Genomic DNA, 15771 nt, shown 5'->3' with positions numbered 1-15771 from the left:
ACTCTGATGTGCTCAGGGGCGATGTACGGCTATCCGGGCATGCTCTGTGCCCGATCCTTAATCGTCCTTGTATACCTTGTTGAGGGTAGCCTGGCCAAGTTGACCCATCTGGCGACGGATCCAGGCCGAGCGTTGCTGAACATAGGGGGAGGGAGGCTGGACCCGATAGCGCCAGGGATTGGGCAGGGCGGCAGCCAGCAGAGAAGCCTCGTAACGAGTCAAGCGGGCGGCCGATTTGCCAAAATAGTGCTTGGCGGCGGCCTCGGCGCCATAGATGCCGGGGCCGAACTCCACGATATTGAGATAGACCTCGAGGATGCGGGATTTGTCCCAACCCAGCTCCATCAGCAGGGTAAACCAGGCCTCGATCCCCTTGCGCAGGAAGCTGCGATCGCTCCACATGAAGAGATTCTTGGCTGTCTGCTGGCTCAGCGTGCTGGCGCCACGTACCCGCTTGCTGCGCTGGTTGTGCTTGAGTGCCGAGCTGATGGCATCCATGTCAAAGCCGCTATGGTCGGCAAAGCGCTGATCCTCTGCGGCGATCACCGCCAGTTGCAGTTCCCGCGAAATACGATCTATGGGCACCCAGTCATGCTTGACCACGGCTATCTTGGCGGGCGGAAACAGGGCCCGTTCGATGCGCCAGGTCCACATGGGGGGATCGATGAAGCGCAGCAGCACCACCGAGACGATGGAGCTGAGCAGGACTGCCGCCAGCAGCTTGCCGAGCCAGCTCAGCATGCGCCGTCCCAGAGCCGGACGTGCCGGCTCGGGGGCATAATAGCGGGGACGCAGATCATCGGGATCCGGAATTATTGGGGCAACCATTCGATGTGGCAGAACTTCTCGTCAACACGGCGGGAGAGCAGCATGCGGGCAAACAGGTGCTCATATTCTTGTTCGGCATTACCAAGCCCGATCCAGATCTCGGCATACTCGGTATCGCTTACGGCAAATCCCACGTCCGCTTCCCAGTCATCGGCCGGATCGGTTTCCGCCAGCAGGCCGCGACTGTTGAACTCCCGGTTGAAGACGGCAATCTCCTGCTCCGGCAAGTTGTCGGAGGCCAGCTCCATGAAAAGTTCGAGTGCGGTGTCGAGCAGTTCCTCGACGCTGTGCATTTCATCGTTCAAAGACATAGATCGTCCGTTCCAGATAATAAAAATGAGACGCCCCGTCGGCGAAGCCGAACAGTGGCGCGCGGTATTCTAGCTGGCCCCCTCTTCCTTGGCGAGATCAGGCGTGTGACCCGCCCTGTTTGCGGCAATAAAAAACCGGATCCTGGTACAGGATCCGGTCTTCATTGGGGGAAGGGGTCACGCATGGGGCGTCAGCTCATCCCTTTTTGTCATCGGCGAAGGTGATGTTGAGCTCCAGCACAGACAGCTCATCACTCTTCTTGTCCAGCTGGACCGTGATCTTGTCAGGGTCGATCTGCACATACTTGCGGATCACATCCAGCAGGTCCTGCTTCAGCTGGGGCAGGTAATCCGGCCCCCCTCTGGATGAACGCTCGTGCGCGACTATGATCTGCAACCGCTCTTTGGCCAGTTGTGCGGTGTTTTGTTTCTTGTTGGAACGAAAATAATCCAATAATGACATGTTTAACTCCCGAACAGTCGGCTAAAGAAGCCCTTCTTTTCTTCTTCCAGAAAACGAAAATCCTTGGTGTCGCCCAACAGGCGGGCAACGGCATCCTCATAGGCCTGACCGGCATCGGACTCCTTGTCCAGAATGACCGGCTCCCCCGAGTTGGAGGCGCGCAGCACAGCCTGGGACTCCGGGATCACCCCGAGCAGCTTGATGGCCAGGATATCCTGTACATCCTGTACGCTCAGCATGTCGCCACGGTTGACGCGGGTCGGGCAGTAGCGGGTGAGCAGCAGGTGTTCCTTGATCGGGTCTTCGCCGCGCTCGGCACGACGGGACTTGGAGGCCAGGATGCCAAGGATGCGATCCGAGTCACGCACGGAAGAGACTTCCGGGTTGGTGGTGACGATGGCCTCGTCGGCGAAGTAGAGCGCCATCAGGGCACCCGCTTCGATCCCGGCTGGCGAGTCGCAGACGATGTAATCAAACTTCATTTCCGCCAGCTGATCCAGGATCTTCTCGACCCCTTCATGGGTCAGGGCGTCCTTGTCCCGGGTCTGGGACGCGGGCAGGATGAACAGATTTTCGCAGCGTTTGTCCTTGATGAGGGCCTGATTGAGGTTGGCCTCACCGTTGATCACATTGACGAAGTCATATACCACACGCCGCTCGCAGCCCATGATGAGATCCAGATTTCTCAGACCGATGTCAAAATCGATGACCACAGTCTTGTGGCCACGCTGAGCCAAACCTGTACTCAGGGCCGCGCTGGTTGTGGTCTTGCCAACGCCACCTTTACCCGATGTAACGACTATGATTCGCGCCATTCTCGCTTCCTTGTAACTCTATTTGATATGGTCTATTCGGAGTTGTTCGTTATCCAGCCGGACATGCACCGGCTGTTGTATCAGGCCTGCCGGCAGTGCATCGCTCAGTTGGAACGTGCCTGCGATGGATAGCAGCTCGGCCTGCAATTGCTGGCAATAGATCCGTGCCTGGGTGTTGCCCTTGGCACCGGCAATGGCCCTGCCACGCAGGGCGCCATAAATATGTATGCTGTCGTCGGCGATGACTTCGGCCCCCTGGCTCACCGAGCCCAGTATCACCAGCGAGGTGCCGGCGGCGTAGAGCTGTTGGCCGGAACGCACGGGGCCCACGTGCACCTTGCTCGGCACCAGAGGCGCCGGCGCGGCCTTCACCTCGGCCACCGGAGACGGGGTAGGTTCCGGCAGTGGCAGCGGCTCGACCTTGCGGCTCTTGCCAGAGGCCATTACCGCCAGCCCCGCGGCCTTGGCTGCCGTCTTCATCGCCTCATCCCTGGCGCCCGTGATCCCGACCAGCACGAAGTCCTCTGACTCGACCAGCCCTTTGAGCTGGTCAAAATCGGGGATATCCGCGAGTCGTTCCACATTGATGACGAGGGGGGCACAATTAAAAAACTGAGGCGCCTGGGCGACTTTTGCCGCCAGTAACTGACGGATCCGCTCAGGCTTGCCATCGCTGATATGCAACACAGAAATAGTGAAGGTAGTCCCTTTCAATTCGTTATCGCGCTCAACCATGATCTTCCCCGAGACAGAGACGGTAATCCGTTATTGTTATTCAATTCCTGATGTTATAGTTTGCCACCATCAGAGGCAATAAACCCGTCGGATTATATCAACTTCCATGTTATGTGCAGTCTATAAAAGTCGTAAAAAAGCCGAGACCTATCTTTTTGTTGAAAGAAGAGAGGATTTCTCCCGCGTACCCGAGGTGCTGATGAGTACATTTGGTCGTCCCGAGCTGGTATTGATGACCAAACTGGATCCAGCCAAGCCCCTGGGGATTGCCTCGACCAGCCGGGTCATTGAGGCGCTCGGCAGTCAGGGCTTCTACCTGCAGGTGCCACCGCCGCCCGAAAATCTGCTGGAACAGCACAAGGCACAATTAAAGGTCAGCCGCTGATGAAGGGTCAGCTGGCACTGTTATTACTGGGGGGACTGTTAAGTACTCCGTTGCAGGCCAGCCCCGATTTTGAGCGTTACGTGATTGGCCTCAAACAGGAAGCACTGGCGGCCGGTATCAAGGCCGAGACAGTGGCGGCTGCGTTTGCCGATATTCGGGTCATCGAGCCTGCCATCAAGCACGATAAAAATCAGCCGGAATTTAAAGTGACGCTGGACACTTATATTCCCCGTGCGGTCCCGCAGTGGAAAGTCAATCAGGCCAGGGCTCTATATCGTCAGCATTTGCCGCTGCTCACAAAAATAGGGGCAGAATATGACGTACAACCGCGCTTTATTGTCGCCTTGTGGGGCGTCGAAACCAATTTCGGTAAATTGACCGGTAAATTCCCGCTCATTTCTTCGCTGGCCACGCTGGCCTGGGATGGTCGACGTGAGGCATTTTTCAAAGGACAGCTGTTTGATGCCCTGCATATCATAGAGCAGGGACATGTGACCCCTGCGGCCTTCAAGGGCTCCTGGGCCGGTGCCATGGGGCAGGTGCAGTTCATGCCATCTTCCTTCCTCAAATACGCAGTCGATCAGGATGGTGACGGCAAGAAGGATTTGTGGGGCAATCTCGCGGATGTGTTTGGTTCGGCAGCCAATTATCTGCATCAGAATGGTTGGCACGGGGATGAAACCTGGGGCCGTCAGGTCAAGGTGCCCAAGACGCTGGATCCCGCCTTGCTCGGGCTGGAACAGTCCAGGCCGTTATCGGCGTGGCAGGCTCTGGGCGTGAGGCAGCTCGATGGCACAGCCTTGCCCCGCGCCAAGATGCAGGCCTCCCTGGTTCGCCCCGACGATGTGGAAGGGCGCGCCTATCTGGCTTATCCCAACTATCTGGTACTGCGCCACTGGAATCGCTCCCACTATTTCGTGGTGGCGGTGGGAACCCTGGCCGATCGCATCGTGGAGTAGCTGACTCAGGTCTTGGCACTTCTTCTGATTGGGCATTTCATACGATAAACAAGGGATGCGATTGCAGAGTGAATAAATCGCAGCGGTAATCCAGATGGCGGGCGTCTCCAAATAACAGGCAACAAAAAGGCGGGAATTCCCGCCTTTTTGTGTTTTTGGCAAACACTGCTTATTCGCAGGCAACCTGCATCACCTTGATGGCCAGGCCACCACGGGAGGTTTCACGGTACTTGGAGTCCATGTCCTTGCCGGTGATATACATGGTCTCGATGACCTTGTCCAATGACACGCGCGGCTTAGAGGTGCGACGCAGGGCCATGCGGGAGGCGTTGACCGCCTTCATGGCGGCGATGGCGTTGCGTTCGATGCAGGGGACTTGCACCTGACCGGCCACCGGATCACAGGTCAGACCCAGGTTGTGCTCCATGCCGATCTCGGCGGCTTCACACACCTGTTCCGGGCTGCCACCCATCAGTTCGGTCAGGCCGGCGGCGGCCATGGAGCAGGAGACCCCCACTTCACCCTGGCAGCCCACTTCGGCGCCGGAGATGGAGGCGTTCATCTTGTAGAGCATGCCGACGGCGGCGGAGGCCAGATAGAAGCGGGTGTATTCGTCACGGCCGACCGGCTGGATGAACTTGTCGTAGTAGGCCAGCACGGCCGGTATGATGCCCGCGGCGCCGTTGGTCGGCGCGGTCACCACGCGGCCACCGGCAGCGTTCTCTTCACTCACCGCCAGGGCAAACATGTTGACCCAGTCGACGATGCTCATCGGATCGTTGGAGAGATGTTCATTGGTGGTCAGCTGACGGTAGAGCGGGGCGGCACGACGGGGTACGCGCAGCGGGCCGGCCAGGATCCCTTCGGTACGGCAGCCGCGTTCGATCCCCTCCCGCATGGTGGTCCAGATCTTGCCAAGTTTCTTGTAGATCTCTTCCGGGGTGTTGAAGCACTTCTCGTTTTCCAGCATCAGGGCGGAGATGGAGAGACCGGTCTGGCTGCAGTGGGCGAGCAGCTCTGCCGCACTCTTGAACGGATAGCTCACCGACATGTCGCCGCTGTCGGCCTTGCCGAAGTTCTCTTCGTCGACGATGAAACCGCCACCGATGGAGTAATAGGTCTTGCTGTAGATAGCCTCATCTTCGATGAAGGCGGTCAGCTTCATGCCGTTTTCGTGCAGTGGCAGCGCCTCGTCATGGAACACCATGGCGCCCTGCGGGAAGCTGACGGTATGGCAGTGCAGGCCGATCGGCAGGCGGCCGGTCTGCTCGACACGGGAGATGAATTCGGGGATGCCATCGATGTCGACGTTCTCGGGCAGGTTGCCCGCCAGACCCATGATGATAGCGGTATCGGTGTGATGACCTTTGCCGGTCCAGGAGAGCGAGCCATAGACATCGACCTGGATCCGGGTGATGTCACGGATCTTGCCGCCAGCACGCAGTTCATCCACGAACTGTTTGGCAGCTTTCATCGGGCCGACAGTGTGGGAAGAGGAGGGGCCAACACCGATTTTGAAGATATCAAAAACGCTGATCATGTAACAATTACCTCAGGATAGAAGGGGGCGCCATGCCCACTCGCAGAAACGGGATGATCCATGGGACGAGGGCGTCGTCGCCGAGGTCAATGAACCAGATAACCCTAGTGTAACGATTCAAAGCCTAAAAAAAGTTGAAATAGATCTATTTTTGTTGAATCAGAGGCGCGAGTATAAAATTTATTTTGATGCTTATCCATTTTGTTAAGCACTTGGCAAACGTTTTGCAAAAAATACCCAGCCAGGCCGGGTATTGCGGGAAAAAATGGAGTCAATTGGCTGTTTTTAACATTCTGTAATGTTAACAGCCAGGCCGCCGCGGGCTGTCTCCTTGTACTTGGTCTTCATGTCGTTGCCGGTTTCCCACATGGTTTTGATCACCTTGTCCAGCGACACCTTGTGTTCACCTGTGCCACGCAGAGCGAGGCGGGCGGCATTGATGGCCTTGACTGCGCCCATGGCGTTGCGTTCTATGCAGGGCACCTGCACCAGCCCTCCTACCGGATCGCAGGTGAGACCCAGGTTGTGTTCCATGCCGATCTCTGCGGCGTTTTCGACGATGGCGGGGCTGCCGCCCAGGATCTCGGTCAGGGCACCGGCGGCCATGGAGCAGGCGACGCCCACTTCTCCCTGACAGCCCACTTCGGCTCCCGACAGCGAGGCGTTTTTCTTGTACAGGATGCCGATGGCGGCGGCGGTGAGGAAGTAGCTCAGCAGCAGCTCGTCATCCACCTTGCGCACAAAGCGATCGTAGTAGTGCAACACGGCGGGAATGATGCCGGCGGCGCCATTGGTAGGGGCTGTGACCACACGGCCACCGGCGGCGTTCTCCTCGTTGACGGCCAGCGCAAACAAGTCCACCCACTCGATCACCATCAGGGGATCCTTGTTGAAGTTGGTCTCGCAGTTGAGCTGGCGATGGAGGGCCGGGGCCCGGCGCTTCACTTTGAGGCCGCCCGGCAACACCCCTTCGCTGCGACAGCCGCGTTCGACACAGGCCTGCATCGCCTGCCAGATCTTGCGCAGACCGGCTTTGATTTCCTCTTCGCTCCGAAATACCTTCTCGTTGGCCAGCATCAGACCCGAGATGGAGAGACCGCTCTCCTGGCAATGGGCCAGCAGCTGGGCGCCGCTCTCGAACGGGTAGGGGACTGGGTGGGCTGCATCGAAGCGGGCTGCCTCTTCCTTGGCGTTGGCAAAATGGCTCTCCTCTATGATGAAGCCACCGCCGATGGAGTAGTAGGTCTGCTCAAGCAGCAGGGCCTTGCCTGCAAATGCGCGCAGCGTCATGCCGTTGGAGTGAGAGGCCAGGGTCTTGCGGCGATTGAAGATGATGGCACCGACCCGGGCGAACTGGCATGGCTGCTCACCCGCCAGCAGCAAGGACTGGCTGCGATCCACTTCGCTCAGGAAGGCAGGAATGGCTTCGATATCCACCGATTCCGGTTCAAAGCCAGCCAACCCCAGAATGATGGCCTTGCCTGTGCCGTGACCCTTGCCGGTCTGGCCGAGAGATCCGTAGCACTCTACTTCCACCCGTTCTGTGCCAGGCAGCAGACCCTGCTGCTTGAGCGCGTTAACAAAGGCGTAAGAGGCCCGCATCGGCCCCACCGTATGGGAAGAAGAAGGGCCGATCCCGATGGAAAACAGGTCGAAGACACTGATCATGACACCACTCCGATTATGGGTTTCGTCTAAACATTGTAAATTTTTTGTAGTCGATGGAAAGCGGGGAAGCTGAGGCGTGTGATGGCGGCATACAAATGAGTGGCTGGCAGCGGGCAAAGAAGGTTGGAATGAGCGCACTGACATCAAAGAGAAGGAGCGAGACCCGGGCCCGCTCCTTTGCACTGTTCAGTCAATCATCTGCATTCGGTCACTCAGTCGAGGAACTCGCACAGATAGGCGGTGGGCGTTTTCACTTCCAGCTTGAAAGAGGAGTGGCCGGCCACCTCGAAGGATTGGCCCTGACTGTAGGTGTGCCATTCGTCCTCATCGGCCAGCTGTATGGTGAGAGCACCCTTGACCACAGTCATCCGCTCGGGTGCGGCGGTATTGAACTGGTAGTCACCGGCTTCCATCACACCAACCGTCGCTTTGTCACCTTTTTGCTCGAAACCGATGGATTTTACATTTCCGTCAAAATATTCGTTAACTTTCAGCATGTTTTCATCCCTGTATGCACGTTTGCCCAGCAAAAATAGCACAATGTTTTGCCAGTTGTCATGAATAAAGCTGGAAAAATCGTCATGTTCCTTTTGAATCTTCACTTTGTCGCAAAGTTATCAATAAGTTCCGTTAACGATTTGTCGATTTAAAACAGCAGATAAATATGAGATAAAACGCGCGCTCAGGGGAATGAACAGGTGTTTTTACCCTGTCTGGTTAATTGCACTGGGAAAGTGTGAATTTTTGCTAATTAAAGGAACATTCTGTGTTAACAAAAGGACTCATTAAGAACATTGGCTTCCAGGTTGTGGTTGCCATGGTGCTGGGCGCACTGGTGGGGGCGTTCATGGGTGAACAAGCCAGCATCTTTGCACCGCTCGGTACCCTCTTTATCCAGCTGATCAAGATGCTGGTGATCCCGCTGGTGGCAGTTGCCATCCTGTCGGGGGCGGCCAATCTGGGCGCGAGCCCGGCTGCGGGCAAGATAGGCGTCACCACTCTGGTCTTCTTCCTCGGCACATCGGCACTGGCCGTGCTGCTGGCGCTGGTGATGGGACAAATCTTCAAACCGGGTGTCGGCGTCGAATTTGGCTCCATGGCCTCCATGTTCACCGGTGACTACGCCGACAAGGGCGCCCTGCCGGATGCGGTATCTACCCTGCTTGGCATGATCCCGACCAACGTCTTCCAGTCATTGAACGAAGCCAACATACTGCAGATCCTGGTGTTCTGCATGTTCCTTGGCATCGCGTTGGCCAAGCAGCCACGCGAGCGAGCCAAACCGCTGGTTGACGGGCTCAACACCCTGGTGGACGCCTTCGTCTGGATGATCAACAAGGTGATGCTGATTGCACCGCTCGGTGTGTTCGGCCTGATGGCCGAGGCCATAGGGACTTACGGCTTTGACGTGCTGACTCTGGTGCTCAAGTTGTTCGTGGTCTATGTGGCTGCCATCCTGATCTTCGGATTCGTGGTCTACCCGCTGCTCATCGTACTGTTCTCCAACACACCGGTACGCAAGTACTTCTCCGCCATGAAGAAGCCGCAGATCGTGGCCTTCTCCACCGCCTCTTCCATGGCGACTCTGCCGGTCAACATGGAAACGTGCGAACACGATCTGAAGGTGACCAACGCCACGGCTTCCTTTGTGCTGCCGCTCGGTGCCACCATCAATATGAGTGGCAATGCCATCTATTACGGTCTGGTCGCCATCTTCTTTGCTCAGGTTTACAACATAGATCTCTCCATGGGTGCCTGGGCTGCCATCATAGTGACGTCTACCCTGGGGGCGATTGGTCAGGCCGGTGTGCCTGGTCCGAGCTTCCTGGTGGTGGCTGTGTTGCTGGCCGCCGGTATCCCCATCGAGGGGCTACCGCTGTTGTTCGCACTGGATCGTCTGTTCGACATGATCCGTACCGCGCTGAATATCACAGGGGATGCGGCCTGCGCCGTCATCGTCGACCGTTATAGCCCGGATTACGATCCGGATCGCTGGTCAAAATAACAGGTACACAAACGAGTCAATGACAAAGGGGCCTGCCGGCCCCTTTTTTATGGTGTCTCACCCGTGTTTCGCTGCAACTGGGCCAGCGCCTGCTGGCAGCGCTGCTCGGCGGCGTCGAGCTCCAGCAACACCATCTTGATGTCTTCCAGCTGCTGTTGCAGTGTTTCCCGCTTGTCGGCCACCAGTCCCAGCATGGTTTGCAGCTGGGTACGGCTGCTCTTGTCTGCATCATAGAGATCGAACAGATCCCGGATATCCGCCAGGCTGAAGCCCAGACGCTTGCCGCGCAGGGTCAGTTTGAGGCGAACTCTGTCCTGCTTGCTGTAAATCCGGGTCTGTCCCTGGCGGGCAGGATTCAACAGTCCCTGATCTTCATAAAAACGAATACTTCGGGTCGTAACATCAAATTCACGGGCCAGTTCACTGATGCTGTAGGTCCGTGAGTCATCCTTGGTTCGGTTCATGGCGCTATCTTGACTGTCATTTTGTTGTCAATGCAGGCTGGCACCTTACCCAAACGTCAACTGCCCCGCAAGTCTTGTTCCAGAAGCGGGAGCAGCATATGTTATGTCCATGTAACAAGGAGAGTGCAATTGATGGATATTGTGATTGTTGCGGCCAAGCGTACCCCCATGGGGGCCTTCCAGGGAGCCTTGGCCAACCTGACTGCCCCCGAGCTTGGCGCTTGCGCCATTGCTGCCGCCATAGCACAAGCCGGGCTCAAGGGGGAGCAGATCGATGAAGCCTACATGGGCAATGTGCTCAGTGCCGGGGTGGGGCAGGCACCCGCCCGTCAGGCTGTGTTGAAGGCAGGTTTGCCGGAGAGTGTGCCATGCACCACTGTCAACAAGGTGTGTGGTTCCGGCATGAAGGCGGTGATGCTGGCGGCAGACAGCTTGCGTCTGGGTGACACCGACATAGTGATCGCCGGTGGCATGGAGAGCATGAGCCGGGCGCCTTACCTGCTCGACAAGGCGCGCAGCGGTTTTCGCATGGGGCATCAGAGCGTGCTGGATCATATGTTCCTCGATGGCTTGCAGGATGCTTACGAAGGCCAGTTGATGGGGCATTATGCCCAGTTGAGTGCGGATCGCGCCGGTCTGGCCCGCTCCGACATGGACGCTTTTGCCATCGCTTCCCTGACGCGTGCGCTGGCTGCCCAGCAGAGCGGTGCTTTCAAGGCCGAGCTGGCCCAGGTTACTGTCGGTGACACCCTGCTGCTCGCCGAGGATGAGCAGCCTGCCAAGGCCAGGCCCGACAAGATCCCTCATCTGAAACCGGCATTCAGCAAGCAGGGCACCATAACGGCTGCCAATGCCAGCTCCATCTCGGACGGAGCGGCGGCGCTCATCCTGATGCGAGCCGAGACGGCGGCGCAGCTGGGCCTGCCTGTGCTGGCCATGGCGGGTTGCAACCTGCCTCATGACAAGGTGAACGTGAACGGCGGGGCCTGCGCACTGGGGCATCCACTGGGGGCGAGTGGTGCCCGTATTCTGGTTACGCTCATTCATGCACTGCATGCGCGCAGTCTGAAACGGGGTGTGGCAAGCCTGTGTATCGGTGGAGGGGAGGCGACTGCCGTCGCCATCGAGTTGAGCTAATCTGTTTCCGCCATGGCCTGGAATTGCTGATTGACCCAGGCGGTGGCGGCCAGATAGAGCTGGCTGACCTTCTCTTCATTGAGCCCGAGTCGGGCCGTTCTGGCGGTAATGCGCTGCCAGTTCGCACTCTCATAATCTTCACAAAACGAGAGATAGAAACCCAGGTTGCCCTTGCGTTCCAGCAGGGCGACCCGGATCTCCTCGATCAGGGGGATAGTGCCGAGCAGCCTGTCCATCGGCTGCTCCATCAAGACATCCAGCAAAGAGAACAGACCCGTGATAAAGGCTTGCTGCGCCTCCTGGGTGGGGGCATGGGTGTGCGCCAGCAGCTCGCAAAAGCGGGCCCGGATCATGGACATCTGATAGAGCTCGGCACTCTTGCCATGGCCCGCGCTGGTGGCGGCGACCAGGGTCACGAAGCGCTTGAGCTGGGTGTGACCCAGATAAACGGCCGCCTGGCGAAACGAGGAGATGGGGTTGGCGTGGCTCTTCAGGTGATTGACGTAACGCAACAGCTTGAGGGATAGCGAGATATCCTGACTCAGCAGCTTTTCGATACGATTGAGATCCGGCTCCTCCTGGTTGACTACATTGAGCAGTTGCATCACCACCACCTGGGCGGGCTGCATTGTGGTCTGCCTCACCATCTCGGGCCGGCTGAAGAAGAACCCCTGGAACAGATCGATACCGAGCCGCTTCACTCGTTCAAACTCCGCCTTGTCTTCAACTTTCTCCGCCAGATAAGTGAGCTTGAGATGCTGGTGTTGCTGGATGAACACCTTGATCCGCAACAGCGAGGTGGCGCGCAGATCGAACTTGATGATGTGAATATAGGGCAGGAAGCGCTCCCATTCGTCCGACATGGTGAAGTCGTCCAGCGCCAGTTGATAACCAAGCTCATGCAACTGCTGCACTTTGGCCAGCAAGGCATCGTCAGGATCTGCATCTTCCAGGATTTCGATGACGACCTTCTCTTGTGGCAGACATTCCGCCAGCCCTTCCAGCAGCAGGGAGTGGGGAAAGTTGATAAAGCAGGGGCGCCCGCCAAGCAACTGATCGATGTTCTGTTGCAAAAACTGCTCGACCACCAGTCTGGCCGTGGCCTGCTGGGAGGAGATCACCGGAAACACATTATCCAGACTGTCGCGAAACAGCAGCTCATAGGCATAGGTGTTCAATTCCCGATCCAGAATGGGCTGCCTTGCTACGTATGAATACATGCATCTCTCCAGCGTGAGTACTGGATTGATTTTATTGTGAAGATGAGCACTATGCCAGCGCTGCGGGACCGGAAACAGTCAATAACTGGCATAGTGCTTGAATGGGAGGGGACCGGGGTTGGAAGAGCCGGTTAGAAGAGATAGTTCAGCTGCAGGCCAGCCAGCCAGGCATCCCCTTCCGAGGTGCCCTGGAAGGTAGAGGTGGTTTGCGGGATCCCTGGCTTGAGCTCCATGGTCTCGGACACATCCACTTTCTTGCCGTCGATCAGCGTCAGGCCCAGATCCAGCGAGAGGTTGCGATCAACCTGATAGCCCACACCGGCGCTGTACCAGACCCGGTCCGAGTCAGGGATGGAGATGGTGCGGCGATCGGCCGGGACCGGGCTGCGATCATAGGCAATACCTGAGCGCAGTTGCCATTGTGGTGCCAGCTGATAGGTCAGGCCCAGCGCATAGCGCCAGCTGTCTTCCCAGTGCTCATCCTTGATGTGCATGATACCGTGATTGTCGAGCTCGGATTCGAGCTGCACGAATTTGCTCCAGTTGGTCCAGTTGATGCTTGAGTGCAGCGCCAGGGTCGGGGTCAACTGATGGAACAGAGCCAGCTCGGCCGTGGCGGGCAGGGGCAGATCCAGGCTGCCGGTGTCGGTAAACGCCTGACCATTTTGCTCGATGCCGATGGCATCGCCGGAGAGTGTCAGGGTCACATCATGCCGGTAGGAGAGACCCAGGCGGGTTGTTTCTGACAGCTCCAGCAAAGTGCCAAGGTGCCAGCCCATGGCCCAGCCATCCCCTTTCAGGTGTTTGGCTATCTTGTTGTTGGAAGGGAAGGTGCCACCCACTTCTCCCTCACCCTGAATGGCGGAAAGGCCGCCGCCGACAGACCACATCTGATTGATGCGATAGGCCAGCGAAGCACTCAAATCCAGGGTCTTGATGTCCGAGATATTGCCGAAGTGACCGGCATTGTAGTTATCCGGCATCTCGACGCCGAGGCCGTAGTAGGAGGTGGCTGCCAGCCCCAGTCGCCACTGTTCATTGAGCGGCACTATCAGATAAGCGTTCGGGACCCAGGCATCGCCAGCAATATCGTGGGCTGCGGCATCCAGATTGACCGGTCCCATGGCGGTAGGCACCCGGGTGGTCCCCTCTATGTTGACGTCGGGGCGGACATAGATGAAACCACCAGAAAATGCCACTGTATCGAAACGGGTCATGGCGGCCGCATTGCGGGAGAGCACGCTGGCGTTGTCAGCGATGGCTGCCTCGCCTGCGAAGGCGCGGCCCATGCCGGTAGCGGATTGTTCGGCCAGCTGGAAACCTGCTCCCTGGGCCTGGCTTGACAGTACCAGCAGGGCGACAAGAGATGGCTTCATAAAGGAGTGCATTGCGTTGTCCTTGAAAATGAACGCTGGGTTCAATCGGTCTTATGGTCGGGTGCAGGATTTTATATGGTATGACCAGCAAGGCAACGGGCTCAGCCCTGTGGGGTGTAAAACAAGATTAAATGCTGAGAAGTAGGGGGCTAATGGCTTGATAAAAAAGGAAATGTGAACAGGTGTTTGCTACAGCTGTACGCTGAAAACAGGATATTGAATAAAAAAAGAGCGCCCGTAGGCGCTCTTTTGGTTCTGCAGATAATCAGAATTTCATGTTGAACTGAGCGGAGGCCAGAAAGGCATTACCGTGAGAGGTGCCTTTCCAACGGAGTACATCGTCGTGGCTCCGCAGGCCTTCGTTCACGTCCACTTCTTTGCCATCCAGATAGGCCATGCCGAAATCGACACTCATGTCCTTGTCGATGTTGTAGGTGGCACCAGCGCTATACCAGACGCGGTCGGAGTCCGGAATGCTCAGGCTGCGATATTCTGGCTCGATGGGGCTGTTGTCATAGGCGAAACCGATACGAGCTTCCCAGGACGGGCTGATGTACCAGGTGCCGCCCAATGCGTAGCGGGTGGAGTCCTTAAACTTCTCAGGTTTATTGAGGCATACACCCGGTTGACCGGGCATATTACATCCTGAACTCGTTGCTTTCAGCTCCTGGAAGGCGCTCCAGTCAGTCCAGTTGACGGAGTAGTGCACGGCGAACTGCTGATTCAGGCGGTGGTAACCGGCGAACTCGGCCTGGGCCGGCAGATCCAGTTTCAGGTTGCCATCGACGGTTTGGAAATTAGAGGTACTACCCTTGAAGTCGCCGTCAAAGCTCAAATCCACCTGGGAGCGATAGGTAAGAGCGAAACGATGATCCTCGTTTACTTCGTACAGGGTGCCGACGTTCCAGCCAAAGCCCCATGTATCGCCCTTTAGGTGCGCGATTGCGGTGTCGCTATTAAGAGGGGGACTGATTGCGAGAGCACCGGCATAGCGGTTTAGCTCAGCCTTGGCGTAGACAGCGTTGATGCCGGCACCGACGCTGAAGTTTGAGTTGATGCGATAGGCGATATTCGGGTTGATGTTGAAGGTCAGCAGCTCGGTATCACCGGCACCGGCACCGGCTGCGAAGTTCTTGGAGTACTCGGTCGCCAGACCATAGTTGGAGAACATGCCGATGCCCCAAGCCCACTGATCGTTCAGCGGCTGGATAAAGTAGCTGGCCGGTACGAAGGCGTCGGGGGCGATATCGCTCTCGCTGGCGGGTCTCTTTGTTGGGCCAGTATAGAGCTCACCTGACACGTCTACGTCGGGCTTGATATAAGTACCGGAAACGGAGAGTGCCATCTTGTCAAAACGGGTCATGGCTGCCGGGTTGCGTGACAACACGGAGGCGTTGTCGGCAATGGCGGCTTCCCCTGCATACGTACGACCCAGACCGGAGGCCGAGTGTTCGTTCAATTGGAACGCGGCAGCGAAGGTTTGGGTACTGGCCAGAGTAACGGCGGCCGCGATCAGGCTTTTTTTGAAAAAGGCAGTTGTCATAGTGTTCTCTCTTGTAGGCAGATTTTCTGTCAGCATCAGGGCTTTTTTGCCACCGTATACGACAAGATCTGTTGTTATTTCAGCTTCTTCCCATTCAATTCTGGCGTGATTCTATGGATCTGGTAGGAGGTAAGAAATCAGACCAGTGACAGCAGAATACATAAAAGTGTCTATTGTGTTAATCATTTGTTTTAACTTGGCATTTAAACAGTCTCTTTTGCCAGTTATTGAGTAAAAATTGAACGTTGATGCTGATCTGCATCACAAAAATAATTTTGGCTATTTGTGGTGATTGGGCGCTAATGGGTGAGGATTGTGGCGT

16 protein-coding genes are annotated in these 15771 nt (G+C 57.0%); 4 read left to right on the top strand and 12 right to left on the bottom strand.

The features are described 5' to 3' along the window. Nucleotides 1–57 precede the first annotated feature (57 nt). The 5 genes from mtgA to minC form a co-directional block, all read right to left on the bottom strand. On the bottom strand, nucleotides 58–828 hold the full coding sequence (gene mtgA, locus AXW79_RS14790; RefSeq protein ID WP_005311261.1) for a monofunctional biosynthetic peptidoglycan transglycosylase: 771 nt from the start codon (nucleotides 826–828) through the stop codon (nucleotides 58–60). After that, nucleotides 813–1139 carry an HI1450 family dsDNA-mimic protein gene (locus AXW79_RS14785; RefSeq protein ID WP_005311263.1) on the bottom strand — a complete coding sequence of 109 codons (327 nt, stop codon included), beginning with the start codon at nucleotides 1137–1139 and terminating at the stop codon, nucleotides 813–815. Before AXW79_RS14785 ends, mtgA begins: the two co-directional genes overlap by 16 nt. Nucleotides 1140–1335: 196 nt before the next feature. Next, a complete protein-coding gene (minE, locus tag AXW79_RS14780) occupies nucleotides 1336–1602 on the bottom strand; it encodes a cell division topological specificity factor MinE (protein WP_005311265.1) in 267 nt (88 codons plus the stop codon). A 2-nt stretch (nucleotides 1603–1604) separates the two neighbouring features. Continuing rightward, nucleotides 1605–2417 carry a septum site-determining protein MinD gene (gene minD / locus AXW79_RS14775; protein ID WP_005311266.1) on the bottom strand — a complete coding sequence of 271 codons (813 nt, stop codon included), beginning with the start codon at nucleotides 2415–2417 and terminating at the stop codon, nucleotides 1605–1607. A gap of 18 nt (nucleotides 2418–2435) precedes the next feature. Continuing rightward, complete coding sequence (minC, locus tag AXW79_RS14770; RefSeq protein ID WP_005311268.1) at nucleotides 2436–3152, bottom strand: septum site-determining protein MinC; 717 nt, start codon at nucleotides 3150–3152, stop codon at nucleotides 2436–2438. 106 nt (nucleotides 3153–3258) lie between these two features. Between minC and AXW79_RS14765 the strand changes: the two genes are divergently transcribed. Beyond that, nucleotides 3259–3537 (top strand): YcgL domain-containing protein, encoded by a 279-nt coding sequence (locus AXW79_RS14765; RefSeq protein ID WP_011898745.1) that lies wholly within the window; start codon nucleotides 3259–3261, stop codon nucleotides 3535–3537. Beyond that, nucleotides 3537–4496, top strand: a complete 960-nt coding sequence (locus tag AXW79_RS14760) for a lytic murein transglycosylase (protein ID WP_005311273.1) — start codon at nucleotides 3537–3539, stop codon at nucleotides 4494–4496. Before AXW79_RS14765 ends, AXW79_RS14760 begins: the two co-directional genes overlap by 1 nt. A 169-nt stretch (nucleotides 4497–4665) precedes the next feature. Here the strand turns inward: AXW79_RS14760 and AXW79_RS14755 are convergent, their stop codons facing one another. The 3 genes from AXW79_RS14755 to ppnP all read right to left on the bottom strand — a co-directional run bounded on the left by AXW79_RS14755 (nucleotide 4666) and on the right by ppnP (nucleotide 8201). Continuing rightward, nucleotides 4666–6036, bottom strand: a complete 1371-nt coding sequence (locus AXW79_RS14755) for an L-serine ammonia-lyase (protein ID WP_005311275.1) — start codon at nucleotides 6034–6036, stop codon at nucleotides 4666–4668. A gap of 285 nt (nucleotides 6037–6321) precedes the next feature. Further along, a complete protein-coding gene (locus AXW79_RS14750) occupies nucleotides 6322–7704 on the bottom strand; it encodes an L-serine ammonia-lyase (RefSeq protein ID WP_005311277.1) in 1383 nt (460 codons plus the stop codon). 212 nt (nucleotides 7705–7916) lie between these two features. Beyond that, a complete protein-coding gene (gene ppnP, locus AXW79_RS14745) occupies nucleotides 7917–8201 on the bottom strand; it encodes a pyrimidine/purine nucleoside phosphorylase (RefSeq protein WP_005311279.1) in 285 nt (94 codons plus the stop codon). Between the two features lie 269 nt (nucleotides 8202–8470). Between ppnP and AXW79_RS14740 the strand changes: the two genes are divergently transcribed. Further along, entirely contained in the window at nucleotides 8471–9709 is a 1239-nt protein-coding gene (locus tag AXW79_RS14740) for a dicarboxylate/amino acid:cation symporter (RefSeq protein ID WP_005311281.1), read from the top strand. Nucleotides 9710–9756: 47 nt separating this feature from the next. Here AXW79_RS14740 and AXW79_RS14735 read toward each other — a convergent pair whose 3' ends face one another. After that, the gene (locus AXW79_RS14735) at nucleotides 9757–10173 is read right to left on the bottom strand and encodes a MerR family transcriptional regulator (protein ID WP_005311283.1); all 417 of its coding nucleotides are present in this window, start codon (nucleotides 10171–10173) and stop codon (nucleotides 9757–9759) included. A 132-nt stretch (nucleotides 10174–10305) separates the two neighbouring features. On the opposite strand from AXW79_RS14735, the gene AXW79_RS14730 reads away from it, so the two are divergent. Continuing rightward, nucleotides 10306–11310, top strand: coding sequence for a thiolase family protein (locus tag AXW79_RS14730; protein ID WP_005311285.1), 1005 nt, complete (start codon nucleotides 10306–10308; stop codon nucleotides 11308–11310). Here the strand turns inward: AXW79_RS14730 and AXW79_RS14725 are convergent. From AXW79_RS14725 to AXW79_RS14715, 3 genes are all read right to left on the bottom strand, one after another. Next, complete coding sequence (locus tag AXW79_RS14725) at nucleotides 11307–12530, bottom strand: EAL and HDOD domain-containing protein (protein WP_011898744.1); 1224 nt, start codon at nucleotides 12528–12530, stop codon at nucleotides 11307–11309. The genes AXW79_RS14730 and AXW79_RS14725 overlap by 4 nt on opposite strands. Before the next feature lie 131 nt (nucleotides 12531–12661). Beyond that, a complete protein-coding gene (locus AXW79_RS14720) occupies nucleotides 12662–13918 on the bottom strand; it encodes an OmpP1/FadL family transporter (RefSeq protein ID WP_005311289.1) in 1257 nt (418 codons plus the stop codon). A gap of 253 nt (nucleotides 13919–14171) precedes the next feature. After that, on the bottom strand, nucleotides 14172–15449 hold the full coding sequence (locus AXW79_RS14715; RefSeq protein WP_005311291.1) for an outer membrane protein transport protein: 1278 nt from the start codon (nucleotides 15447–15449) through the stop codon (nucleotides 14172–14174). Nucleotides 15450–15771 lie beyond the last annotated feature (322 nt).

Source organism: Aeromonas salmonicida subsp. salmonicida, from assembly GCF_001643305.1.
Taxonomy (GTDB): Bacteria; Pseudomonadota; Gammaproteobacteria; order Enterobacterales; family Aeromonadaceae; genus Aeromonas; species Aeromonas salmonicida.
This window is presented reverse-complemented; position numbering and strand designations above follow the sequence as displayed.

Excerpts from the sequence above, each read along its gene's own strand:
- AXW79_RS14785 (WP_005311263.1), bottom strand. The coding sequence starts at position 1,139 with ATGTCTTTGAACGATGAAATGCACAGCGTCGAGGAACTGCTCGACACC.
- AXW79_RS14735 (WP_005311283.1), bottom strand. The coding sequence starts at position 10,173 with ATGAACCGAACCAAGGATGACTCACGGACCTACAGCATCAGTGAACTG.
- mtgA (WP_005311261.1), bottom strand. The coding sequence starts at position 828 with ATGGTTGCCCCAATAATTCCGGATCCCGATGATCTGCGTCCCCGCTAT.
- AXW79_RS14730 (WP_005311285.1), top strand. The coding sequence starts at position 10,306 with ATGGATATTGTGATTGTTGCGGCCAAGCGTACCCCCATGGGGGCCTTC.
- ppnP (WP_005311279.1), bottom strand. The coding sequence starts at position 8,201 with ATGCTGAAAGTTAACGAATATTTTGACGGAAATGTAAAATCCATCGGT.
- minC (WP_005311268.1), bottom strand. The coding sequence starts at position 3,152 with ATGGTTGAGCGCGATAACGAATTGAAAGGGACTACCTTCACTATTTCT.
- AXW79_RS14750 (WP_005311277.1), bottom strand. The coding sequence starts at position 7,704 with ATGATCAGTGTCTTCGACCTGTTTTCCATCGGGATCGGCCCTTCTTCT.
- AXW79_RS14720 (WP_005311289.1), bottom strand. The coding sequence starts at position 13,918 with ATGCACTCCTTTATGAAGCCATCTCTTGTCGCCCTGCTGGTACTGTCA.
- AXW79_RS14725 (WP_011898744.1), bottom strand. The coding sequence starts at position 12,530 with ATGTATTCATACGTAGCAAGGCAGCCCATTCTGGATCGGGAATTGAAC.
- minD (WP_005311266.1), bottom strand. The coding sequence starts at position 2,417 with ATGGCGCGAATCATAGTCGTTACATCGGGTAAAGGTGGCGTTGGCAAG.
- AXW79_RS14755 (WP_005311275.1), bottom strand. The coding sequence starts at position 6,036 with ATGATCAGCGTTTTTGATATCTTCAAAATCGGTGTTGGCCCCTCCTCT.
- AXW79_RS14760 (WP_005311273.1), top strand. The coding sequence starts at position 3,537 with ATGAAGGGTCAGCTGGCACTGTTATTACTGGGGGGACTGTTAAGTACT.
- AXW79_RS14765 (WP_011898745.1), top strand. The coding sequence starts at position 3,259 with ATGTTATGTGCAGTCTATAAAAGTCGTAAAAAAGCCGAGACCTATCTT.
- AXW79_RS14715 (WP_005311291.1), bottom strand. The coding sequence starts at position 15,449 with ATGACAACTGCCTTTTTCAAAAAAAGCCTGATCGCGGCCGCCGTTACT.
- minE (WP_005311265.1), bottom strand. The coding sequence starts at position 1,602 with ATGTCATTATTGGATTATTTTCGTTCCAACAAGAAACAAAACACCGCA.